This window comes from Ensifer sp. 38_S197, assembly GCF_056924495.1.
On the sequence record NZ_JBXOVZ010000002.1, the window covers coordinates 1,489,856 to 1,513,115 of the forward strand.

The following is a 23,260-nucleotide window of genomic DNA, read 5'->3' on the forward strand; positions in this document are numbered from 1 at the left end:
ATGATGTTTCGCCGATCCGCAGACATCAAGGTATCGAAAGGCGACAGCGCATCCGCGGCGCTTCGTCTGGCGGCTGGCGCCTTGCTTGCCGCCGCTTTCCTGTTGCCTTCGGCGAGCCTCGCAGAACGGCTGACTGCAGTGATCCCGACGCGGACCATCTATCCGGGCGAAACGCTCGACCGCAGCCGCGTCGAAATTGTCGACGTGACCAACCCCGATCTCGCGGACGGCTACGTCAGGACCCTCAGCGAAATCGAGGGCAAGGTTACCAAGCGCACGCTCCTGCCGGGCCGGGTGATCCTCGCAAACGCGCTGCGTGAGCAATATGCCGTCGCGCGCGGTTCCACCGTGCGCCTCGTCTTCAGCAATGGCGGCCTGACCATCAGCGCTGCCGGATCGCCGCTCCAGGATGCCGCCGTCGGCGAACTGATCCGGGCGCGCAACATCGATACCGGTGTCATCGTTTCCGGAACGGTGATGGCCGACGGCACTGTCCATGTGGTGGCGAAATGAAAATGCTTGCCTGCAAATGGTTCCTGACGCTGGCCGTCGCGATCTCCGCGGCGCTGACGCCGGCTTTCGGCGCGTCCAGGATCAAGGACGTCGCCTCGCTCCAGGCGGGGCGAGACAACCAGCTCATCGGCTACGGCCTCGTCGTCGGCCTCCAGGGAACCGGCGACAGCCTGCGTTCCTCGCCGTTCACCGACCAGTCGATCCGCGCGATGCTGCAGAATCTCGGCATCTCCACCCAGGGCGGCGATTCCCGCACGCGCAACGTTGCTGCGGTGCTGGTGACGGCGACGCTGCCGCCCTTCGCCAGTCCCGGCAGCCGCGTCGACGTGACCGTCGGCTCGCTCGGCGATTCCACCTCGCTTCGCGGCGGCACCCTGGTGATGACCTCGCTATCCGGCGCGGACGGCCAGATCTACGCGGTCGCCCAGGGCTCCGTCGTCGTAACGGGCTTCGCCGCGCAGGGTGATGCTGCAACCCTCAACCAGGGCGTGACGACGGCCGGCCGCGTGCCCAACGGCGCGATCATCGAGCGCGAGCTGCCGTCCAAATTCAAGGATGGCTTCAACCTCGTTCTGCAATTGCGCAACCCGGACTTCTCGACGGCTGTCGGCATGGCGGCGGCGATCAACAAATATGCCGCCCAGCAATATGGCGGCCGCATTGCCGAGGCGCGCGATTCCCAGGCCGTGCTCGTCGAAAAGCCGAAGATGGCCGACCTCGCCCGGCTGATGGCCGATATCGAAAACATCGTGATCGAGACGGACGTCCCGGCCCGGGTCGTCATCAACGAACGCACCGGCACGATCGTGATCGGCCAGGACGTTCGCATCAACGAAGTGGCGGTGAGCTACGGCACCCTGACCGTCGAGGTCAGCGAGACGCCGACCGTGGTTCAGCCGCTGCCATTCTCGCGCGGACGGACGGAGGTGGAGCCGAACACCACGATCAACGCGCAGTCCGACGGCGGCACGGTGGCGATCCTCAACGGATCGAGCCTTCGCTCCCTCGTCGCCGGTCTCAACAACATCGGTGTCAAACCGGACGGCATCATCGCCATCCTGCAAAGCATCAAAACGGCCGGGGCCCTTCAGGCGGAGCTAGTGCTGCAATGACGGCAAACATGAACCCAACTCTCGGCAAGGTCCGCAACCTGTTGCTTGCCGGCGCGGCCGCGGCCTCGATGCTGACGATGCCCGGCGCCTTCGCCCAGGACGTCACCGCGCCTCCCGCAACCGACGCGACGCAGAACGAGATTCAGCAGTTCTGCACCAACATTGCCGATGCTGCCCGCGACCAGCGCTACGTGCTGCAGCGCAAGGACCTCGAGACCTTGCAGGCAAGCATCGACGAACGCATCGCGACGCTGGAGAAGCGGCGCGACGAATACGAGGACTGGCTGAAACGCCGCAATGATTTCCTGAAACAGGCCCAGCTCGGCCTTGTCGACATCTACAAGACGATGAAGCCGGATGCGGCTGCCGGCAAGCTGGAAATGGTCAATCCGGAGATTGCCGCGGCGATCGTCATGCAACTGCCGGCACGACAGTCGTCGCTGATCCTCAGCGAAATGACGGACGAAAAGGCGGCGACCCTTACCAACATCATCTCGAGCGCCAGCGATCCGAACACCTCGAAGGAACCATCATGAATATGCGTCTAACGGCCGTGCTGACGGCGGGTCTCCTTGCCGGGTGTCAGAACCAGGCGTTCAACGAGATCGGACGGGCGCCTTCGATGAGCCCGATCGGCAGCGGTCTGCAATATTCCCAGACGCCGCAGCTCGCGATGTATCCGAAGCAGCCGCGCCAGGTGGTGAACGGCTACTCGCTGTGGAACGATCAGCAGGCGGCCCTGTTCAAGGACGCGCGCGCGATCAATGTCGGCGATATTCTGACGGTCGACATCAAGATCAACGAAGGCGCGACCTTCGATAACAAGACGGATCGCAGCCGCAAGAACGCCAGCGGCTTCAACATCGGCGCCAACGGCAAGTCGCAGTCGAGCGACTTCGACTGGTCCGGCGAGCTGAAATATGGCTCGAACACCAAGACCGAGGGCGACGGCAAGACCGAGCGCTCGGAAAAGTTGAGGCTGCTCGTTGCGGCTGTCGTGACCGGAGTGCTCGAAAACGGTAACCTGTTGATCAGCGGTTCGCAGGAAGTGCGCGTCAACCATGAACTGCGCATCCTCAACGTCGCCGGCATCGTCCGGCCGCGCGATGTCGACGCCGACAACGTGATCTCCTACGACCGCATCGCCGAGGCGCGCATTTCCTATGGCGGCCGCGGCCGCCTGACCGAGGTGCAGCAGCCGCCCTACGGTCAGCAGTTCATGGATCTATTTTCGCCGATCTGATCGGCAGGGAACGGCAAGATGGAAGAACTCGATCCCGCCAATGCTTCGAAGTCGCCGTCGAAGATCATCACGACCGCAATCGTTGCCGTGCTGACGCTCGTCGCCGGCGGCGGCGGTTGGCTGGTGGGCGGCCTGCTCGCTCCGCCTCCGCCGAAGGCAGAGGTCGAGGCGACCAGGGAACCGGCCGCCAATGCCACCGGCGAAGAGGGGCTGCCGAAGGTTGCGACCGAAGCGAACGGCGTCGTCCAGCTCGAGCCGATCACCACCAACCTTGCTTATCCCTCGGAAAACTGGGTACGGCTCGAGGTGGCGCTGCAGTTCGATGGCGCGCCTGATCCCAAGATGGCGGAGCAGATCCACCAGGATATCGCCGCCTATCTGAAGACGGTTTCCCTGCAGCAGATCCAGGGACCGCGCGGCTTTCAATATCTCAGGGATGACATCCAGGAGCGGGTTGACCTGCGCTCCGATGGGCGCGTAACCAATGTGATGTTCAGAACCTTCGTCATCCAATGATTCGATAAATGGTCCGGCTTGTCGCCTTCATAGTCGCCATGACGGCGATGTCCGGTATTGCCGGCGCCCAGAGTTTTCCCTCTGGCATCCTGAATACGCCGATCGACGGATCGGCCGCCTCGTGGATCATCCGCACCTTCGGTCTTCTGACCGTTCTGTCGGTGGCACCGGGGATCCTGATCATGGTCACCAGCTTTCCGCGCTTCGTGATCGCCTTCGCTATCCTGCGCACCGGCATGGGTCTCGCGAGCACGCCGTCCAACATGATCATGGTTTCGCTGGCACTGTTCATGACCTTCTATGTCATGGGGCCGACCTTCGATCGCGCATGGCGCGACGGCATCGACCCGCTGATGAAGAACCAGATCACCGAGACCGAGGCGATCCCTCGGATCACCGAGCCCTTCCGCGAGTTCATGCTGGCCAACACCCGCGACAAGGACCTGCAACTCTTCATCGATATCGCCAAGGAAAAGGGCCAGACGGTCGTCGTCGACGACAAGGTCGACCTCAGGGCGGTCGTGCCGGCCTTCATGATCTCGGAAATCCGTCGCGGCTTCGAGATCGGCTTCCTGATCATGCTGCCGTTCCTGGTGATCGACCTGATCGTTGCCACCATCACCATGGCCATGGGCATGATGATGCTGCCGCCAACGGCGATTTCGTTGCCTTTCAAAATCCTGTTCTTCGTGCTGATCGATGGATGGAACCTGCTCGTCGGCAGCCTGGTGCGCTCCTTCAGCTAGGTAAGGCACCCCTCATCGAACGTTTGGCGCGCTTCGAAAAGGCGCAAACAAAAAGGCAGCGCCTTGGCACTGCCTTTCCTCGTCCAGATTGCGTGGCGGACTGCTTAGCGCTCGAAGGGGCCAGTCCGCGCCGGCAGGGCCGGAACGTCGATATGATCGGGCGCCAGACCTTTCCTTGCCCGGTCAGCCATCATTTCGTAGCCCTGTTCCAGGTGGCGGCAGAAGCGTTCGGCATCGAACAGCGGCATGCGGAACCGGTTTTCCTCGAGTGTCTTGCGGTAGTCGGCGATCTTGCCGCGGTCGTTGTAGAGCGCGACTGCCTCGCGAACATAGTCTTCCGGTCCCGCGGCGACGAGTTCCGGCACGCCGATGGCGTTGAGCAGGCTCTCGCTCACGCGCGAGGCGAAGTTTGTACCCTTGAAGGTCAAGACCGGAAGGCCGGCCCAGAGCTGCTCTGAGGTCGTCGTGTGGCCATTGTAGGGATAGGTGTCGAGGCCGATGTCAGCGACAGGGATGCGGCTGATGTGGTCCTGATAGACGACTTTGGGGCAGACGATGATGCGCTTGGGGTCGATGCCGGCGCTCTTGAACTTTGCGATGATGTTCGCGCGCGCGTCCGGGCGGCTGCACATCAGCCACAGCACGCTGTCCGGGGTCTGCCGAAGGATCTCGATCCAAAGGTTGATCGTCTGCAACGAGATCTTGCGGTTGGCGTTGAACGAGGCGAAGACGAAGGCGTCTTCGGGAAGGCCGAGCTGGCGACGCGACATCGGCTGCGGAAGCGGGCGATTGATCGGATCGTTCGGCTGGTAGGTGTCAGGAAGCCTGCAGTATTTCTCGTAGTAGTGCGGTTCGCTGCCGTCCGGCAGCACGTGCGGATCGCCGATGATATAATCGAGGTCGACGTTGACCGTTGTCCCGGGAAAGCCGAGCCAACTCACCTGGACGGGAGCCGCTTGCCGGTTGAAGATGTTCACCCGGCTTTCGAGCGTGTGCCCCTTCAGGTCGACGAGAATGTCGATATTCTCGGCGCGGATGACCTCCGCCGCCTGGTCGTCGCCAAGCTCGTTGATGGAAACGATCTTGCCCCACTTTTCGCGGGACCCGTTGTCGCGCGCGACGTTGTCGGGCGATGTGTGACAGAAGAGAGTGATATCGAAACGCGAGCGATCATGTGCCATCAGCACGGCCGCGAGGAGCTTCATGGTCGCGTGGTCGTGCCAGAAGTCGGATGAGACATAGCCGATGCGGATGCGCTCGCCCCAGCTGTGCGGCTGGCTCCGCCGCGCCTTCGCCAGTTCCTCCGGGAGGGCGCGCTGCATGGCTCCGGCGATGTAATTGAGCTTTTCGTCGCCGCACCAGGTGACGTGATAGTAGGGCGCTTCCGCAGCGAGGATATCGAACTGGCCAAGCTTGAGCGACCGCTGGATATCGCGATCATGCTTCTCGATTTCCGCGTAGTCATTGGCCTCGCGGGCATAGACGAGATAGGCGGAACGCAGCGTCGTATTCTTGGGATGCGCCTTGAACAGATTGGCGACTGCCTCGCGGTCCTGCAGGTCGCCGACGTCGGCGGTCAGGAGCTTGAAGGCCAGCGCCTGATGATGACGGTTGCTGCTGGTCGACAGCGGCGCCTTGAACAGGCCGAGTATCTCCTTCTGGTCGCGCTTGAGGAAGATCGAAGCGATGATGAATGCGATCTCCGGATCGGTCTTGGCTTTCTCCAGCAGCGGAAGGCCGATGGCCAGCGCTTCGTCCTCGTGTCCGTTGACGAAATAGAGCTTCATCGCCTCGGTCAGATAGTCCTGCGACCGCGAACCGCCGGCCTCTCCGGCGAGCTGGTAGGCGCGCGCCGCCTCGGGCTTGAAGCCGAGTTTCAGGAGCACCTTGGCAAGCAGCACATAGGTCTTCGTATCCCGATTGATGTTCATCAGGATGTTGAGCTGGTCGAGCGCGTCCGTGTACTGGCCTTTCTGATATTGCCGGGAAGCGGTCGAGAAGATGGCTTGGGCGTTCACTAAGAGCTCCGTCGAATGTGCATGGCCGGCTCGGGGCGAGACACCCCGATGTCGCAAAGCAGGTCTTGCGGGCATCGTAGAGGCGAAACCTTGCCTCAGGCATGAGGCCGCCGGCCCATGTAAAGCCGTCGTTTCTGTCTCGAGGAGAGCCATCGAACAGGTCCTGACCTCAGCTCGGGAAGCCGACTTAAAGCCTTGTTAAGTATAAACTATCTCTCGTCGACACGGCTCGGGCATTTAAGGAATTCGCAAGCATTGGGCTCGATATTCGGCCTCACATGACGGGTTTGGTTTCTTCCGAGACAGTCGTTGGAACCGAGAGGCATGAAGCCGATCCGCCATCACCGGTAGTGTAAACAGTCCGGTATGTCCCCCAATCGTCTTAAGTAATAAAGGGACACTCTAATGACGAGCATCATGACCAATTCCGCCGCAATGGGCGCTCTTGCTACCCTGCGTTCGATCAACTCGCAGATGGAAACCACCCAGGACCGTATTTCGTCGGGCCTGCGCGTCGGTAGCGCTGCGGATAACGCCGCTTACTGGTCGATCGCAACCACCATGCGTTCGGACAACAAGGCTCTCTCGACCGTTCAGGACGCCCTCGGCCTCGGCGCTGCCAAGACCGACGTTGCCTACACGGCCATGGAAAACTCCAAGGACGTTGTCGACGAGATCAAGAAGAAGCTGGTTGCCGCCAGCGAGCCGGGCGTCGACAAGGGCAAGATCCAGAAGGAAATCAAGGAGCTGCAGAACCAGCTCGTGAGCATTGCCAAGTCGGCTTCGTTCTCTGGCGAAAACTGGGTCTACAACGACGCCAACAACACGGCTGCGACCAAGTCGATCGTCGGCTCGTTCAACCGCGACAACCAGGGCAACGTCAGCCTGACGCAGCTCCAGTTCGACACGAACAAGAGCTCGCTGATCGAAGTCAACGCTTCCGGCTCCTACGTCACGACCGGCACGGGTCTGCTGTCCAGCAACATGGAATACAAGCTGGCAACCAACGGCGCGACCGCCACCGCGTCTTACAGCGTCCTGACCATGGACATCACCAACATGACGACCGGCGCTCTGGCCGAGGCCATCTCGGGCGTTGACGCAACGCTGCTGCAGATGACCGATGCCGCTTCCGACCTCGGTGCGCTCAACAGCCGTGTCGAACTGCAGAAGAACTTCGTTCAGGACCTCTCGGACTCGATCGAGAAGGGCATCGGCAAGCTCGTCGACGCCGACATGAACGAAGAGTCGACCCGTCTGAAGGCTCTGCAGACGCAGCAGCAGCTCGGCATCCAGGCGCTTTCGATCGCCAACTCGAACTCGCAGAACATCCTGTCGCTGTTCCGTTAATCGAACGCCAGGCGGCGCGGGTTCCGGCCCGCGCCCGATCGCAGAAAATCGAAACCGCGCTTCGCAAGAGGCGCGGTTTTTTGTCATCCTCTACCGGATGCTGGAGCGTTGTGAAAATAATCGCTGGGTCTTAGGTCGGCGTTAACCACGATGGTGTTTGCTGTGTCCATCGAAGGAGCGGGTTAACCAACAACATTAACCGGTTAACAGGCATGAAGCTGACCGCTGCTTCCCGGTAGCTCCCGGAATGTCCCTTTTTCACGAGTATTGCCAACAAGGGGCACTCAGCCAATGACCAGCATCATGACGAACACCGCCGCAATGGCGGCTCTCTCCACTCTGCGTTCGATCAACTCGCAGATGGAAACCACCCAGGACCGTATTTCGTCGGGCCTGCGCGTCGGCAGCGCTGCCGACAACGCCGCTTACTGGTCGATCGCAACCACCATGCGTTCGGACAACAAGGCTCTCGGCACGGTCCAGGACGCCCTCGGCCTCGGTGCCGCCAAGACCGACGTTGCCTACACGGCCATGGAAAACTCCAAGGACGTCGTCGACGAAATCAAGAAGAAGCTGGTCGCCGCGAGCGAGCCGGGCGTCGACAAGAGCAAGATCCAGAAGGAAATCAAGGAGCTGCAGAACCAGCTCGTGAGCATTGCCAAGTCGGCTTCGTTCTCCGGCGAAAACTGGGTCTACAACGACGCCAATAACACGGCTGCTGTCAAGTCGATCGTCGGCTCGTTCAACCGCGACGCCCAGGGCAATGTCAGCCTGACGACGCTCCAGTTCGATACGAACAAGAGCTCGCTGATCGAAGTCAACGCCTCCAACGCCTACGTCACGACCGGCACGGGCTTGCTGTCCAGCAACATGGAATACAAGCTGGCATCGAACGGCGCGACTGTCACGGCCGCCTACAGCGTCCTGACCATGGACATCACCAACATGACGACCGGCGCTCTGGCCGAAGCCATCTCGGGTGTCGATGCAACGCTCTTGCAGATGACCGACGCTGCCGCCGACCTCGGTGCGCTCAATAGCCGTGTCGAACTGCAGAAGAACTTCGTTCAGGACCTCTCGGACTCGATCGAGAAGGGCATCGGCAAGCTCGTCGACGCCGACATGAACGAAGAGTCGACCCGCCTGAAGGCTCTGCAGACGCAGCAGCAGCTCGGCATCCAGGCGCTCACGATCGCCAACTCGAACTCGCAGAACATCCTGTCGTTGTTCCGTTAATCCGGCCCAGGCGACGCGGGTTCCGGCCCGCGCCCGACCGCAGAAAATCGAAACCGCGCTTCGTAAGAGGCGCGGTTTCTTTTTGCTCGAATTCAGCAGCTCCTATCGAAATATCGGCTCCGCTTCAGTTTTTGTTAACCACGATGGTGTTTTCTGTGGCCAACGAAGCGGCGGGTTAATGAACGTTAACAGGCATGAGGCTGACCACCGCTTCCCGGTAATCCCGGAATGTCCCTTTCCATTTCAAATCAGCCAACAAGGGGCACTCAGCCAATGACCAGCATCATGACGAACACCGCCGCAATGGGCGCGCTTCAGACTCTGCGTTCGATCAACTCGCAGATGGAAACCACCCAGGACCGCATTTCGTCGGGCCTGCGCGTCGGTAGCGCTGCCGACAACGCCGCTTACTGGTCGATCGCAACCACCATGCGTTCGGACAACAAGGCTCTCTCGACCGTTGAAGATGCCCTCGGCCTCGGCGCTGCCAAGACCGACGTTGCCTACACGGCCATGGAAAACTCCAAGGACGTCGTCGACGAAATCAAGAAGAAGCTGGTTGCCGCCAGCGAGCCGGGCGTCGACAAGAGCAAGATCCAGAAGGAAATCAAGGAGCTGCAGAACCAGCTCGTGAGCATTGCCAAGTCGGCTTCGTTCTCCGGCGAAAACTGGGTCTACAACGACGCCAACAACACGGCTGCTGTCAAGTCGATCGTCGGCTCGTTCAACCGCGACGCCCAGGGCAATGTCAGCCTGACGACGCTCCAGTTCGACACGAACAAGAGCTCGCTGATCGAAGTCAACGCCTCCAACGCCTACGTCACGACCGGCACGGGCCTGCTGTCCAGCAACATGGAATACAAGCTGGCATCGAACGGCGCGACCGTCACGGCCGCCTACAGCGTCCTGACCATGGACATCACCAACATGACGACCGGCGCTCTGGCCGAAGCCATCTCGGGTGTCGATGCAACGCTCTTGCAGATGACCGACGCTGCCGCCGACCTCGGTGCGCTCAACAGCCGCGTCGAACTGCAGCAGAACTTCGTTCGCGACCTCTCGGACTCGATCGAAAAGGGCGTTGGCCGCCTCGTCGACGCCGACATGAACGAAGAGTCGACCCGCCTGAAGGCCCTGCAGACGCAGCAGCAGCTCGGCATCCAGGCGCTCACGATCGCCAACACCAACTCGCAGAACATCCTGTCGCTGTTCCGCTAAGCGAACACCCGGGAAAGTCGGGCGACTTTCGCCCGTCTCCTCGCACACAGCGCAAAAAGGCCGCACACCCATCGGGGCTGTGCGGCTTTTTTCGTTCGCGTTCCCGCCTTCCATAGGCGCTTGCGGATGGTGCGATCCGCCTTAACGCTTCATCCATATTTCCTTATTTTTGTTCACCTTCGTTACTGAGTCACTAACGGCGTTAACCATTTGTTAACCATGCGATCGTTACACATTGGTTAAGAGCGAAGGGTCGCCTCCAGGGCAAAACAGGGGCGATTCGCATGATGCCAGTCCCATCGCTGCCGGTTCTGCACTCCGGAATGTCTTCAGAAATTCATTCCGGGCAGGTGACCAATGACCAGCATCATGACCAATACCGCCGCCATGGCGGCGCTTCAGACCTTGCGCTCCATCAACACTGACATGGCCGAGGTCCAGGACCGGATTTCCTCCGGCTACCGCGTGCAGACCGCCGCGGACAATGCCGCCTACTGGTCGATCGCCACCACCATGCGGTCCGACAATGCCGCGCTGTCGACCGTCGAAGACGCACTCGGCCTCGGTGCAGCCAAGATCGATACGGCTTACGCGGCGATGAATTCGTCGATCGACGTCGTCAGCGAGATCAAGCGCAAGCTCGTTGCCGCGCGCGAGCCGGGCGTTGACAAGCTGAAGATCGACAAGGAAATCACCGAGCTCAAGAACCAGCTGATGGCTGCCGCTCAGTCCGCATCCTTCTCAAGCGAGAACTGGCTCTACAACGCGAATGCCGCCTCCGTCGGTACCAAGTCGATTGTTGCGTCGTTCAACCGCGATGCGAACGGCAATGTGTCCGTCACGACCCTCGACTTCGACACCGCACAATCCATGCTGATCGACACGGCCAATGCCAGCCGTGGCCTCCTGACCAGAAGCTATGATGCTGCCCTGCTGACCTCCCCGGCCGGAGCAACGGGCGCAAGAATCTTCCATCTGATTGGTTCGACCACGGCAACGTCGGATGAAATCAAGCTGACGTCGTCGACAACCGATGCCGAGATGGACGACATGATCCGCGTCGTCGACCACGTCCTCGGCCAGTTGACGGATGCAGGCTCCACGCTCGGCGCCATCACCAAGCGCATCGACATGCAGGAAAGCTTCATCGCCAACCTCATGGATACGATCGACAAGGGCGTCGGTCGACTGGTCGACGCGGACATGAACGAGGAATCGACGCGGTTAAAGGCCCTGCAGACGCAGCAGCAGCTCGGCATCCAGGCGCTGTCGATCGCCAACACGAATTCCGAGAACATCCTGCGCCTGTTCCAGCAGTAAGGCGTATCGGCGGAGAGTGGCCGGCTGCGGCCACGCGATCCGCCAAGACGCTTCCGCTTTCCAGGACGGGAGGCGGCATAAATTGAGTTCTGCCACGTCGTCGGTCACGGCACCCGGTGGAAACGGTTGGACCGCGCTAATTGCCCTGGCGCGGTCCAACACATTCATTTTCGCACAAGTTTGACCGAATAACCTTCTCTCGCAGTCCTGTCGGATGACTGCCGGCCAAAATGAATCTTGCGCCGCCGCCTGCATCGAATCGCTCCGGGGACCGCGTGTCCGGAACGCGCCGATGTACGTCAAGAATGTTGGGTTCTCCGTATCCGCGGCCGGACCCGAGGGAGACATGTCAGCAGTGCCAGCAGCAATGGAAGTCCGCTCCAGTAGGTGCCGCCTCGCGATCAGACGGGTATTGCCGCATCGCTGTGCTGCCGCGAGTGATCGGTCATGAGTGCGATGCTCTCCCGCTATCTCAAGGATTTCAGCGCGCCGAAGGTCGAGCTGTCGCTGATGCCTCCAAAGTATTTCACCGACCTGGATAGCGACTATGCCGAAGGCGATCGGCCCGGCGCGAGGCCAGCCATGCCAGAGATCGACATTGACGCGGAGCGCCGACGGGCCTTCGCAGAAGGCCGCGCCGAGGCGACGGCCGAACTTGTCTTCGAACACGAGCGCCAGATCGCCGACCTACAGGCGGCCCATGCGGCGGAACTCGCGGCGTTGACCCAGCGCCTCGAAGCGGAAACGGCCAGTCGCCTCGCCGAACGTTTTGCCGACATGGCCGAAGGTCTGGTCACGGCGCTCGGAGATCAGACCGCTCGGGTTTTGGCGCCGGTCATGGAGGATGCCCTCCTGCAGCGTGCCGTCGCCGACATGGCGCAGATGATGAAGCAGGGCCTGGTGGCCGGCGAAGGTTGCACCATCGTCGTCAAGGGCCCGACCCCACTCTTCGAGGCGCTGAAGCGCCAGCTCGGGGACGACATGCCATTGTTCCGTCACGTCGAAACCGACGACATCGATCTCGCTGTCGAAATGGACGGCACGATCCTGGTGACGCGCATGGCCGCCTGGGCCGATACTGTCCGGAAAGTTCTCGCATGAGCGACGAAAACCATCACAACGGCAAGCATGAGATCATCATCGTCAAGCGCCACAACGGCGGCCATGACGGGCATCACGGCGGCTCGTGGAAGATTGCCTATGCAGATTTCATGACGGCAATGATGGCCTTCTTCCTCGTCATGTGGCTGATCAACGCGGCCAATGAGGAAACGAAGGCGGCGATCGCCTCCTATTTCAATCCGGTGCAGTTGACCGACCAGAAGCCCGCCGAGCGCGGCCTGAAGGATCCGGCGAAGGACGCGCAGGGCGAGGAGACACAGCAGCGCTCCAAGGTCGATGGCGAGCAGGAAAAGTCCGGCGGATCGGCCAAGACCGGTGACCAGTTGACGGCGACCTCGGGCGAAGAGACCAAGTATTCCGACGCCGACTTCTTCGAGAACCCCTATTCGGTGCTCTCTGAAATCGCCCGCGAGGTCGGCCAGCAGGCCAATATCAGCGTCAAGGGCGAGGGTGGCGCGGCGCAATCCGGGCCGGCAACCGGGGCCGATGGCGGCGAAGCCTATCGCGATCCGTTCGATCCGGACTTCTGGACCAAGCAGGTCGAGGTGTCGGACGCGGGCAATACGACCAAGAGCGACGTCGAGCTCGCCGCTGCGAAGGCGATGCAGGCGGGTGGCGCGCCGGCGGTCGACAAGACCGAGAGCGAAAAGCAGGCTGAGCAGGCGAAGGCCGATGACACCGGCAAAACGGCCGAGAGCGATGCCGGCGACAAGCCGAAGACCGAGACGGCCGAAGCGAACGCGGACAAGCAGGCCGAAGAACTCCAGGCCGAGCTCAAGAAGGAGCTTGCCGGCGAGGCCGGGCAACTGGCGGAAGGCCTGGTCGTGACCCCGGCCGAGGGCGGCCTCATGGTTACGATCAGCGAGCGCACGGATGCGCAGATGTTCGCCATCGGCTCGGCCGTGCCGCAGAAGGAACTGGTGCTGGCGATGGAAAAGATCGGCCATCTGCTCGCCGAGCGCCCGGGTGCCATCGCGATCCGCGGCCACACCGACGGTCGCCCGTTCAAGGACGGTACCTACGACAACTGGCGGCTCTCCGCCGCGCGCGCCCAAAGTGCCTATTACATGCTCGTTCGCGGCGGCCTGAAGGAAGACCGCGTCAGCCAGATCAGCGGCTTTGCCGACAGGCGGCTGCAGATCCCTGGCGACCCCTATGCCCCGGGCAACCGGCGCATTGAGATCCTGCTGCAATCGGCTCCGGGTTAAACACGATGCTGAGACGCCTGCGATCGATCCTGATGACCTGCTGCGTGCTGGCGACCCCGTTTGCAACCGGGACCGCAAGCGCGAACGATATCGAGGAACTCGCGCCCTTCAAGATGATCCGGTCGCTGCAATATGTGCAGGATTCCGTGGTGCTCGGCGATCACTCCGCGATCGAGATGCAGCGTTTCATGCTCGGTGCGATCGACAAGCGGCTGCGCGCCGCCGACCCGTCGGTATTTCGTGATCCGCGCAATGTCGATGCGGCTCTTGTCTATGCGATGAGCGGCGGCAATCCCGAGACGCTGAAATACCTTTCGGATCATGACGTGGCCGGCAATTTCGATTCCCGCGTCACCGATGCGCTGCGGCAATATCTGAACGGTAAAGGCGGGCTGATCGTCGAGAACCTGTCGAAGGCCGCTCCCGAATATCGAACCGCCCGCATCGGTCCGTATCTCTATCTCATCCTCGGCAATGCGACGTCGCAGCAGGATCCGATTGCGGCGATGAAATATTACGATTGGGCGCGCTTGACGGCTCCGGGTACGATCATCGAGGAGGCGGCCTTGCGGCGCTCCGTGTTCCTTGCGGTGCAGGCCAACGCGCCGGACAAGGGCTTCCACTACGCGCTGACCTATGCGCGCCGCTACCTTACGTCTCCCTATGCCAGCCAGTTCGCCGACGTCTTCGTCGAGCTTGCCGTCGCGCATTTCGACGGCGAGGCTCAGGGACGGATTTCCGAGATCCTCGACTTCATGGACGCGCCGCGCCAGCGCGAGGTCTATCTGCGTGTCGCCCGGCGCGCGGCGATCGCCGGCAAGCAGGCCCTGGCGAAGCTGGCTTCCGAACGGGCCGAAGCGCTCGGGGCGGACGGGGCAGCGCAACCGAAAGTGCTTGCCGGCTTTTATGCCGGACTGGCGTCCGTTCCTTCGAATGATGTGTTTGCCGCAACGGCGAGCATAGCGGCAATACCGGACACGGAGCTTTCGCCACGCGACCGCGCCCTGCGTGATGCTGCAAGGGCGGTTGCAGATGCGGTGGTCCGGCCACCGGATGCTGAAAGCCTCACGCAAGCGTTTGCGTCTAAACCCGATAGACCGATCGAAGCCGATCGCGCGGAAACGGGTGAGGAGACCGGCAGCGGCCTGAGCCCCTTCGGCAATGCGCCGATCCCGGTGGCGGCAGCCGAAGGCGCAGCGGAAATCGGTGCCGGTGCGGCCGGCGATCCCGAACACGACGGGTTCGTGGCGAAGGGGAGGTCAAAGATCGAAGAGATCGATGCCCTTCTGAAGGGAGAAGGGAAATGAGGGCTCTGGACGATAGCCTGCGCGGTCTGCCCCCGGCCCCTGCCGGCAAGGGCAATGGGCGTGCCGGCGGCAAGGAGCAGGCGGGTGGCGCCTTCGAGGATGCCGTGGCGAACGCTGGACGGCAGAAGGCGAATGATCCGGCCGGGGCGGGCAACGGCTTCGGCGACACCGCTGCCGGCGATGACACGGAGGCCGGGGGCTTGATCGACAAGGACAACCTTGCCAAGACCGCCGGCCGGCACGGCGCAGCCACGCGCAGCATTGCCATCGGCCGCGACGAGCAGGCACTTGGCGAACATACGCCCCATGGTCGTTTTCCAACGACTGAACGTGACGTCAGCGCAAGGCGCGCGGCGGGCAGGGCCAATCCGGCCAAGGCGAATGCTGATCCGACTGGCATGAACAACGCGACCGTCCCGGACGAGCTCGCAGAGCGCATCGCGGCCCTTGCGGAGCGGCTGGCAAAGGCGCAGGCAAACAGCGAGGCGACGGCTGGGGCCGACGCGGATGCCGCCACTGGCGAGGCCGGGGAAACCACGTCGGCTTCGAAGACGGATATGGATGACCTGTTGACGCTGCTCGGCGGCGGCCAGGCACCCGGGCAGGCGCTCGGTGAAACGAGCAGGACCGGCCATCAGGCAGCGGGCGGACCCGGCGAAGGCGCCGGCATGCATGTCGCCGGAACCGGCGAGCACGGCGCGACACCCGAAGCTGCGGCAGGCGAGGGTGAGCCGGATCGGCTCTTCCGTTTCGCCCGGGCCGACGGCAAGGGACAGGCCGTGACCATGAGCCTTTCGAAGGATGGAGAGGCGGCGTTCGACGGCACCCGTTCGCAGGCGGCCAAGGTTGAGAACGTCACCGTGCTCGAGGCTCGGCGCTATCTGGGCATCTCGATGAATCCGAACACGAGCGCCGTGGCGGACGCGATCGCAGGCGAAGCCGGCGCCAGCGCCTTGCAGCCGAGCGCGGCACTCAGCCAGCCGGGCGCATGGACCCAGGCAGGCAAGACGCTGAACACGCTGAAGATCCAGCTCCATCCGATCGAACTCGGTCTCGTCACCGCCACGCTGAGGCTCAAGGACGACGAATTGCAGGTCGAGCTGAAGGTCGAGACCGGCGAAGCGTTCAGGCAGTTGCGCGACGATCAGAGCGAGATGGTGAAGGCCCTGCGCGCGCAGGGCTTTTCGGTCGACCAGGTCAATATCGTGTTCAATTCGGGCGGCGACACGTCCTCGGGCGGCGGCTCGCAGACCCAGGCTCAGGCCCAACCCGGGCAGCAGGGACGCGAGCGGGCCGACGGGAACGGCCAGGGGCGCCAGCAGCGACAGGAAGACGGCCAGGCTTCGATGGCGGAAAGGTGGGTTGGCAATGGCGGGACGGACGATGCGGCTGCCGGCACTGAGCGCTCTCGTACTGGTCACGTCTACATGTAGTGCCTTCGCCGACGCCGGCATCTGTGAACGCGAGATCGTCAGCGCGGCGGCGAAGTACGGCATCCCTGCCGGAATACTCTACTCTGTCGGGTTGACCGAAACCGGCCGCAAAGGCTCCCTGCAGCCCTATGCGATGAACATCGAAGGCAAGGCCTATTTCGGCACCAGCGAACAGGACGTTCTCATGCAGTTCGGCAATGCCCGTGCGCAGGGCGCCAAGCTCATCGATCTTGGCTGCATGCAGATCAACTACTACTTCCATGGCGAGCATTTCAGCTCGCCGCAGGAGATGCTTGACCCGCACAAGAATGTCGAATATGCCGCGCGCTTCCTGGCCAACCTGCACGCCAAGCATGAGACTTGGACCATGGCCGTTGCCCGCTATCATGCGGGTCCGAACAATGATCCGGCGCAGAAGAAATACGTCTGTCGGGTGATCGCGAATCTCGTCGCGACGGGCTACGGAAAGTGGACGCCGAACGCCACGCAGTTCTGCCAGTAAGCAACCTTTACTTGTATTTTTGATGCCAATGCCGCATTGTGGCGACAATGCGCGGACAATGTGACGGCAAGCGGATTTGTCGTGGCCTGTTAACTTTTCCACATTATTTTAGTGCCGACGTTAACGGGGTGCCACTAGATATAGATCAAATCGGCGAAACATGGTTAATCAATTATTAATTCCACCCAGTAACTTCCTCTAGTTGTTCATGAATCCTTCGATTCGTACCTCTCGTTCAGTGCGGTGCCATACTGATTCGGAGGCGGACGAATGATCGTAGTGGTTGATGAAAGAGAGCTCGTTAAGGACGGCTATACGTCGCTCTTCGGGCGTGAAGGAATTCCCTCGACGGGCTTCGACCCGAGGGAGTTTGGTGAGTGGGTAAATGCGGCGGCTGATTCGGATATCGATGCCGTCGAAGCCTTCCTGATCGGTCAGGGCGACGCCACCTTCACCTTGCCTCGCGCCATCCGCGATCGCTCCATGGCTCCGGTCATCGCCGTCAGCGACACACCCTCGCTCGAAAACACGCTTGCGCTCTTCGATTGCGGCGTCGATGACGTCGTGCGCAAGCCGGTTCATCCCCGCGAAATTCTTGCTCGCGTCGCTGCGATCCGCCGGCGCCTGAAAGCAATCACCAACTACACCGACATCGGTCCGATCCGTGTCTTTGCCGACGGCCGTGATCCGGAGATCAACGGCGAAGTCTTTGCTTTGCCCCGCCGCGAACGGCGCATTCTCGAATATTTGGTCGCAAACCGCGGCCGCCGCGTATCCAAGTCGCAGATCTTCAACGCGATCTACGGGATCTTCGACGAGGACGTGGAAGAGAACGTCGTCGAGAGCCACATCAGCAAGCTGCGCAAGAAACTGCGCAAGAAGCTCGGTTTCGACCCGATCGATTCCAAGCGTTTCCTTGGCTACTGCATCGACTGGAATTGAGCGCCGCGCGGGAGAGCGGGCGCCGAGCCAAGACAGGTTCACGCAAGGCCCGCTTCCTAGTGTCGCCGCAACGAGGAAATGAGGATCCGATATGAGTCTCTATGGCAGCATGAGAACGGGCGTGTCCGGTATGAACGCCCAGTCCAACCGTCTGGGCACCGTTGCCGAAAACATCGCGAATGCGAACACGACGGGCTACAAGCGCGCCTCCACCGAGTTTTCGTCGATGATCCTGCCGTCGGGCGGCGGCAACTACAATTCCGGCGGCGTCGAGACGCAGCTGCGCTACAGCATCTCGCAGCAGGGCGGCACCAGCTACACGACCTCGGCAAGTGACCTCGCCATCAATGGCGGCGGCTTCTTCATCGTCCAGGGCAATGGCGGCCAGAATTTCCTGACGCGTGCCGGCTCCTTCGTGCCGGACAAGGACGGCAACCTCGTCAACACCGCCGGCTACAAGCTGATGGGTTACGAATACAAGGCCGGCGCCGACCCGACGGTCGTCGTCAATGGCTTCGATGGCTTGACCGAAGTCAAGCTCAAGGACGAAGGCCTCGTCGCCTCCGGCTCGACCAAGGGTGCGATGGAAGCAAACCTTCCGTCGGGGGCTGCAGTCGGCGATGAATTGAAAACGTCGCTCGTCGTCTATGACAGTCAGGGTAACACCCGCATCCTCGACTTCGTCTACAAGAAGACCGGTGTGAACGCCTGGTCGCTCGAAGTCCGTGACCGCGACACCTATTCGGCAGGCCCTCCGGCGGCCGGTGTGCTCGGCACGCAGACCATGACCTTCGATGCGGCCGGCAAGCGCATTTCGGCAACGCCTGCGACGCTGACGACGACCGCTATCACGGGTCTTCCTGGCACGGGCGCCGACCTGAATGCCCTGACGATCGACACGACGAAGACAACCCAGCTCGGCGGCGATTTCACCAGCAGCGGCGGCGGCATCGACGGCAGCAAGCCGAGCAAGATGTCGGGCTTCGAGATCGACAAGGACGGCATCGTCTACGTCAAGTACGGCGACGGCAACCTCATTCCGAAGTTCCGCATCGCGCTGGCGACCGTTCAGAGCCCGGACAAGCTCTTGCCGGAGTCGGGCAACGTCTACTCGCAGGGCACCGATTCCGGCGTCATCGTCACCGGTTTTGCCGGCTCTGGCGCCTTCGGCAGCATCCAGTCCAAGGCGCTCGAAAACTCCAACGTCGACATCGCCAACGAACTGACCTCGATGATCGAGGCGCAGCGCAACTACACGGCAAACTCCAAGGTGTTCCAGACCGCCTCGGACCTGCTTGACGTGCTGGTCAACCTGAAACGGTAATTGAAAGAGATACGGTCCGCGTCATGTCGCTGTCCTCCGCAATATCCATCGCACAGCAGGCCTTCAGCAACACGGCGCAGCAGACCGCGATCGTGTCGAAGAACATCGCGAATGCGGGCAATGCGGATTATTCGCGTCGGCTCGCGCTCTTGGGCAGCACGCCGAACGGGGCGCAGGTCGTGTCCATTTACCGGGCCCAGAACGAGGCGCTGCTCAAGCAGAGCATCGCCAGCATTGGCGAAGCCTCGGGGCAGGCCCGGCTTCGCGATGGGCTGGAACTGCTGAAGTCGGCGCTCGGCGGCAACGACTATGAGACGGCGCCTTCCAAGCTGCTCTCCGACTTCCGCAACAGCCTGCAGACCCTTGCCGCGACGCCGGGGAACAAGACGATCGCCGCCACGGCGGTCTCCGATGCGCAGGATCTCGCCGACTCGCTCAACAAGACCTCCACCACGGTGCAGGATCTGCGCAAGGATGCCGACAAGGAGATCGCGATTGAAGTCGACAAGCTGAACAGCTTGCTGGCGGATTTCGAGAAGGCCAACAACGCCGTCAAGTCGGCGACGGCCCAAGGCGGTGACGCCAGCGATGCGCTCGACCAGCGCGACAAGATCCTGAAGCAGGTTTCGGAGATCATCGGTATCTCCACCGTGACGCGCGGCAACAACGACACGGTGATCTTTACCACCGACGGCACGGTGCTTTTCGAGAATATTCCGCGTCAGGTTACCTTCGCCCCGACCACCACCTTTGACGCGACCGTCACCGGCAACAAGATCTTTGTCGATGGCGTGCCGATCGCGGCCGGGACAGGTGCTGACACCACTGCCAAGGGCAAGCTCGCAAGCTTGGTGCAGTTGCGCGACGACATCGCGCCGAAGTTCCAGTCGCAGCTGGACGAAATCGCGCGCGGCCTGGTCGAGCTCTTCAAGGAAGGCAATCCGCCGGCGATAGCCTATCAGCCCGGCCTGTTCACCTGGGGAAGCGCCGGCATTCCGGCGGCGGGCACCGTCGTCCCCGGACTTGCATCGAAGATCACCGTCAACGCCATGGCCAAGGCGAACCCGCTGCTGCTGCGCGACGGTGGCTTCAACGGTGTGGTCTCGAACCCGGGGGGGGCCGCAAGCCCGAGCCCCGGCTATACCGATCTGCTCGATGGCTTCATCAACAAGATGGGCGAGAACATGTCGTTCGACCCGTCGACGGGCCTGGACAGCAACAGCAGCCTTTTGAACTTTGCGACCGGTTCGGTCGGTTGGCTCGAACAGACACGCAAGACGGCTTCGACTGCGGACGACAACAAGCAGGCAATGCTGGCCCGCACCCAGGAAGCACTCAGCAAGCAGACGGGCGTGAGCATCGACGAAGAGCTGTCGCTGCTGCTCGATCTCGAACAGTCATACAAAGCATCGGCCAAGCTGGTCAGCACAGTGGATGCCATGATGGCAGCCCTTATGGAAGCCGTGAGGTAATCATGAAGACGTCCTACGTTTCTAATCTGGCGATCCAGAGCGCTATGCGCCTGACGATCCAGCAGAATCAGTCGGAGCTGCTTAAACTCACCCAGGAGCAGACCACCGGACGCCATTATGACGTTGGCTTGGCGCTTGGGGCGACGGCGTCGCGCTCGCTCAACCTGCAGCGCGAACTGGACCGGCTGAACTCGATGAAGACTACGAACTCGGTGGTGACCCAGCGTCTCTCCGGTTCGCAGGGTGCGCTCGATACGATGGCGAAGGCCGCGGAAAAGGTGCGCGACACGCTCGTCACCTACAAGGGCAACGATGCTGCCAGCCAGTTGAAGATCCAGAAGACCGAGATCATGGGCGCGCTGCAGACCTTTACCGCTGCCGCCAATACGTCCTTCAACGGCGAGTTCCTGTTCTCGGGCATCAACACCGACGCCAAGCCGGTTGCCGACTACAGCACGACACCGCCGTCGGCCGCCAAGACAGCTTTCGATAACGCCCTCTCGACCTTCATGGCCGTACAGGTTCCGCCGCTGACCGGCATGGACCAGTTCTCCGTCACGCAGATGCAGGACTTCATCAAGAACACGGTCGAACCGATGTTTACCGGACCGGGCTGGGATGCCAACTGGTCCGACGCTTCGAACCAGAACATGACGAGCCGGATCAGCGCCAGCGAAGTCATCGAAAGCTCGACCAACGCCAATACCCGCGGTTTCCGGATGTTCGCGCTGGCAAGCGTGATCTCCGCCGAACTGATGGACCAGAACGTAACGCCCGAGGTGCGCTCGGCCATCGGCGTCGCAGCGCTCGACTATGTGGAGCAGGGCATCGCCGGCCTGAACGCCGAGCGTAGTTCGCTCGGTATCTCCGAGTCGCGCGTCAAGAAGGCGAACACCTCCATCGAAGCGCAGCTCAAGCTCGTCAACACGCATGTCGCCGACATCGAGGGCGTCGATCCGATCGAGACATCGACCCGGATCAACACGCTGAAGGTGCAGTTGGAAACGTCCTATACACTAACGTCGCGACTGCAGCAGATGAGCTTGCTTAATTTCCTCTAGTATGGGGAACCGGACAAACATGAAGGATGTCTGAATGTACCAGTTTTCCTATGCCGAGATCATGGAGGACGGCGTTGCCGACTCCAAAAATCGAGAACGGCAGGTACTCGATCGCTCGATCGCGCTCATGGAAGCAGCGAAACAGCAGAAAGGGTATTCGAGAGAGGCCATCGAGGCCATCTACTTCACCCGGCGCCTGTGGATCCGTTTCATCGAGGATCTGCGCGCTCCGGAAAACCAGCTCAACGAAGAGCTGCGCGCCAATCTGATTTCGATCGCCATCTGGATACTCAATGAGACGGAGAAGATCCGCAAACGCGAATCCTCCAACTTCCAGGGCATAATTGACATTACCACCATCATCAGGGATGGACTGAAATGAAGAGCACACTGCGTATTTCGCTGAAATCGGGCGAACGGATCTTTGTTAACGGCGCGGTGCTTCGCGTAGATCGCAAGGTTGCGGTCGAATTCCTGAATGATGTCACCTTCCTGCTCGAAAACCACGTGCTGCAGCCGGAAGACGCAACCACGCCGCTGAAGCAGCTCTACTTCATCGCGCAGATGATCCTCATCAATCCGGAAGGTGCGGAACAGTCGACCGCCATGTTCCGCAAGTCGATCGTCATGCTGCTCAACTGCTTCAAGAACGAAGAGGTCCTGGCCGAGTTGAAGCGTGTCGACGGTCTCGTCACCAACGGCCGTGCCTTCGAGGCGCTGAAGGCGATCCGCGGCCTCTATCCGATCGAAGACCGCATTCTCAACACGCAGGAAATCACGCCGGCGACGGTCGAGCAGATTCGCAAGGAAATCGCACCATGGCGGTAAGCGGCGTCAACAACAACAGCTACACCCCGATCGTTTCCGGCCAGGATTCGGGTGGCGACGCCGCCAAGGCATCGCTCAACTACGAGAGCTTTCTGAAGCTGCTCGTCGCTCAGATGAAGAATCAGGATCCGACGCAGCCGATGGATGCGACGCAGCAGATCGCCCAGCTTGCGACCTTCTCGCAGGTTGAGCAGACGATCAAGACGAACAAGAACCTCGAAAGTCTTCTGCAGCGCACCTCGCTCAGCGAAGCGGATGCCGTCATCGGCCGCACCGTCACCAGCGAGGACGGCAAGACCACTGGCGTGGTTAAGGAAGTGAAACTATACTCCGACGGAATCATTGCGGTGCTCGATAGTGGCAAGGAGCTCATTATCGGCCCGGGCGTCAAGGTGAAGTGACACATTCATGAATGAGGCGGATGCCCTCGATATCGTACAGGCCGCGATCTGGACCGTGATCGTGGCCTCGGGCCCCGCCGTTCTCGCCGCCATGATCGTCGGCGTGGTCATCGCCTTCATTCAGGCGCTGACCCAGGTCCAGGAAATGACCCTCACCTTCGTCCCGAAGATTCTTGCGGTCATGATCACCGTCGCGGTCTCCGCGCCCTTCATCGGCGCCCAGATCTCCATCTTCACCGACATCATCTTCTCACGCATCCAGTCCGGCTTCTGACCGCGCACGGCGCGAGGCGATCCGGACGTCCCGCGCGTGAAACCCTCGCGCAAGCTTGGGCCGTTATCTCCGTTCCTATCGTGGGGCAGCGCGTGTGAATGCTGCCTTGTTCTC

At 61.5% G+C, this 23,260-nt stretch carries 24 protein-coding genes; 23 read left to right on the plus strand and 1 reads right to left on the minus strand.

What is annotated here, in order from left to right:
- From flgA to fliP, 6 genes are read left to right on the plus strand one after another with little or no spacing between them, the layout of a single operon-like run.
- A complete protein-coding gene (flgA, locus tag AC1Z3V_RS20315; RefSeq protein WP_483501342.1) occupies nt 1-513 on the plus strand; it encodes a flagellar basal body P-ring formation chaperone FlgA in 513 nt (170 codons plus the stop codon).
- On the plus strand, nt 510-1,625 hold the full coding sequence (locus AC1Z3V_RS20320; protein WP_483501344.1) for a flagellar basal body P-ring protein FlgI: 1,116 nt from the start codon (nt 510-512) through the stop codon (nt 1,623-1,625). The genes flgA and AC1Z3V_RS20320 overlap by 4 nt, the downstream gene beginning before the upstream one ends.
- An 8-nt stretch (nt 1,626-1,633) precedes the next feature.
- Nucleotides 1,634-2,161: a MotE family protein gene (locus AC1Z3V_RS20325; RefSeq protein ID WP_483501345.1), complete on the plus strand. Its 528-nt coding sequence runs from the start codon at nt 1,634-1,636 to the stop codon at nt 2,159-2,161.
- Nucleotides 2,158-2,868, plus strand: a complete 711-nt coding sequence (gene flgH / locus AC1Z3V_RS20330) for a flagellar basal body L-ring protein FlgH (RefSeq protein ID WP_483501346.1) — start codon at nt 2,158-2,160, stop codon at nt 2,866-2,868. The genes AC1Z3V_RS20325 and flgH overlap by 4 nt, the downstream gene beginning before the upstream one ends.
- An 18-nt stretch (nt 2,869-2,886) precedes the next feature.
- Nucleotides 2,887-3,384 (plus strand): flagellar basal body-associated FliL family protein, encoded by a 498-nt coding sequence (locus AC1Z3V_RS20335; protein ID WP_483501347.1) that lies wholly within the window; start codon nt 2,887-2,889, stop codon nt 3,382-3,384.
- 8 nt (nt 3,385-3,392) lie between these two features.
- Nucleotides 3,393-4,130 (plus strand): flagellar type III secretion system pore protein FliP, encoded by a 738-nt coding sequence (fliP, locus tag AC1Z3V_RS20340; RefSeq protein WP_429812534.1) that lies wholly within the window; start codon nt 3,393-3,395, stop codon nt 4,128-4,130.
- Between the two features lie 104 nt (nt 4,131-4,234).
- Here the strand turns inward: fliP and AC1Z3V_RS20345 are convergent, their stop codons facing one another.
- The gene (locus AC1Z3V_RS20345) at nt 4,235-6,148 is read right to left on the minus strand and encodes an O-linked N-acetylglucosamine transferase, SPINDLY family protein (RefSeq protein WP_483501349.1); all 1,914 of its coding nucleotides are present in this window, start codon (nt 6,146-6,148) and stop codon (nt 4,235-4,237) included.
- A gap of 405 nt (nt 6,149-6,553) precedes the next feature.
- Between AC1Z3V_RS20345 and AC1Z3V_RS20350 the strand changes: the two genes are divergently transcribed.
- From AC1Z3V_RS20350 to fliQ, 17 genes are all read left to right on the plus strand, one after another.
- On the plus strand, nt 6,554-7,498 hold the full coding sequence (locus AC1Z3V_RS20350; protein ID WP_483501350.1) for a flagellin N-terminal helical domain-containing protein: 945 nt from the start codon (nt 6,554-6,556) through the stop codon (nt 7,496-7,498).
- A 291-nt stretch (nt 7,499-7,789) separates the two neighbouring features.
- Entirely contained in the window at nt 7,790-8,734 is a 945-nt protein-coding gene (locus AC1Z3V_RS20355; RefSeq protein ID WP_429812525.1) for a flagellin N-terminal helical domain-containing protein, read from the plus strand.
- Nucleotides 8,735-9,007: 273 nt separating this feature from the next.
- The gene (locus AC1Z3V_RS20360; RefSeq protein WP_483501351.1) at nt 9,008-9,952 is read left to right on the plus strand and encodes a flagellin N-terminal helical domain-containing protein; all 945 of its coding nucleotides are present in this window, start codon (nt 9,008-9,010) and stop codon (nt 9,950-9,952) included.
- Between the two features lie 357 nt (nt 9,953-10,309).
- On the plus strand, nt 10,310-11,272 hold the full coding sequence (locus AC1Z3V_RS20365; RefSeq protein ID WP_429812519.1) for a flagellin N-terminal helical domain-containing protein: 963 nt from the start codon (nt 10,310-10,312) through the stop codon (nt 11,270-11,272).
- A 447-nt stretch (nt 11,273-11,719) separates the two neighbouring features.
- A complete protein-coding gene (locus tag AC1Z3V_RS20370; protein WP_483501352.1) occupies nt 11,720-12,373 on the plus strand; it encodes a hypothetical protein in 654 nt (217 codons plus the stop codon).
- Nucleotides 12,370-13,602, plus strand: coding sequence for a MotB family protein (locus AC1Z3V_RS20375; protein ID WP_483501353.1), 1,233 nt, complete (start codon nt 12,370-12,372; stop codon nt 13,600-13,602). Before AC1Z3V_RS20370 ends, AC1Z3V_RS20375 begins: the two co-directional genes overlap by 4 nt.
- A 5-nt stretch (nt 13,603-13,607) precedes the next feature.
- Nucleotides 13,608-14,909: a chemotaxis protein MotC gene (gene motC / locus AC1Z3V_RS20380; RefSeq protein ID WP_483501354.1), complete on the plus strand. Its 1,302-nt coding sequence runs from the start codon at nt 13,608-13,610 to the stop codon at nt 14,907-14,909.
- Nucleotides 14,906-16,342, plus strand: a complete 1,437-nt coding sequence (fliK, locus tag AC1Z3V_RS20385) for a flagellar hook-length control protein FliK (RefSeq protein ID WP_483501356.1) — start codon at nt 14,906-14,908, stop codon at nt 16,340-16,342. The genes motC and fliK overlap by 4 nt, the downstream gene beginning before the upstream one ends.
- Nucleotides 16,293-16,844, plus strand: coding sequence for a transglycosylase SLT domain-containing protein (locus AC1Z3V_RS20390; protein ID WP_429812891.1), 552 nt, complete (start codon nt 16,293-16,295; stop codon nt 16,842-16,844). Before fliK ends, AC1Z3V_RS20390 begins: the two co-directional genes overlap by 50 nt.
- A gap of 270 nt (nt 16,845-17,114) precedes the next feature.
- On the plus strand, nt 17,115-17,786 hold the full coding sequence (gene rem, locus AC1Z3V_RS20395) for a transcriptional activator Rem (protein WP_173515614.1): 672 nt from the start codon (nt 17,115-17,117) through the stop codon (nt 17,784-17,786).
- Between the two features lie 91 nt (nt 17,787-17,877).
- Nucleotides 17,878-19,110, plus strand: coding sequence for a flagellar hook protein FlgE (locus AC1Z3V_RS20400; RefSeq protein WP_483501358.1), 1,233 nt, complete (start codon nt 17,878-17,880; stop codon nt 19,108-19,110).
- A 23-nt stretch (nt 19,111-19,133) separates the two neighbouring features.
- Nucleotides 19,134-20,582 carry a flagellar hook-associated protein FlgK gene (gene flgK, locus AC1Z3V_RS20405; RefSeq protein WP_483501360.1) on the plus strand — a complete coding sequence of 483 codons (1,449 nt, stop codon included), beginning with the start codon at nt 19,134-19,136 and terminating at the stop codon, nt 20,580-20,582.
- Nucleotides 20,583-20,584: 2 nt separating this feature from the next.
- Entirely contained in the window at nt 20,585-21,643 is a 1,059-nt protein-coding gene (locus AC1Z3V_RS20410; RefSeq protein WP_483501362.1) for a flagellar hook-associated family protein, read from the plus strand.
- A gap of 34 nt (nt 21,644-21,677) precedes the next feature.
- On the plus strand, nt 21,678-22,025 hold the full coding sequence (gene flaF / locus AC1Z3V_RS20415; RefSeq protein ID WP_034800744.1) for a flagellar biosynthesis regulator FlaF: 348 nt from the start codon (nt 21,678-21,680) through the stop codon (nt 22,023-22,025).
- A complete protein-coding gene (gene flbT, locus AC1Z3V_RS20420) occupies nt 22,022-22,471 on the plus strand; it encodes a flagellar biosynthesis repressor FlbT (protein WP_173515618.1) in 450 nt (149 codons plus the stop codon). Before flaF ends, flbT begins: the two co-directional genes overlap by 4 nt.
- Complete coding sequence (gene flgD, locus AC1Z3V_RS20425) at nt 22,462-22,872, plus strand: flagellar hook assembly protein FlgD (protein WP_173515619.1); 411 nt, start codon at nt 22,462-22,464, stop codon at nt 22,870-22,872. Before flbT ends, flgD begins: the two co-directional genes overlap by 10 nt.
- A 7-nt stretch (nt 22,873-22,879) precedes the next feature.
- Nucleotides 22,880-23,146 (plus strand): flagellar biosynthesis protein FliQ, encoded by a 267-nt coding sequence (gene fliQ / locus AC1Z3V_RS20430; protein ID WP_043624946.1) that lies wholly within the window; start codon nt 22,880-22,882, stop codon nt 23,144-23,146.
- The last annotated feature ends 114 nt before the right edge of the window (nt 23,147-23,260 follow it).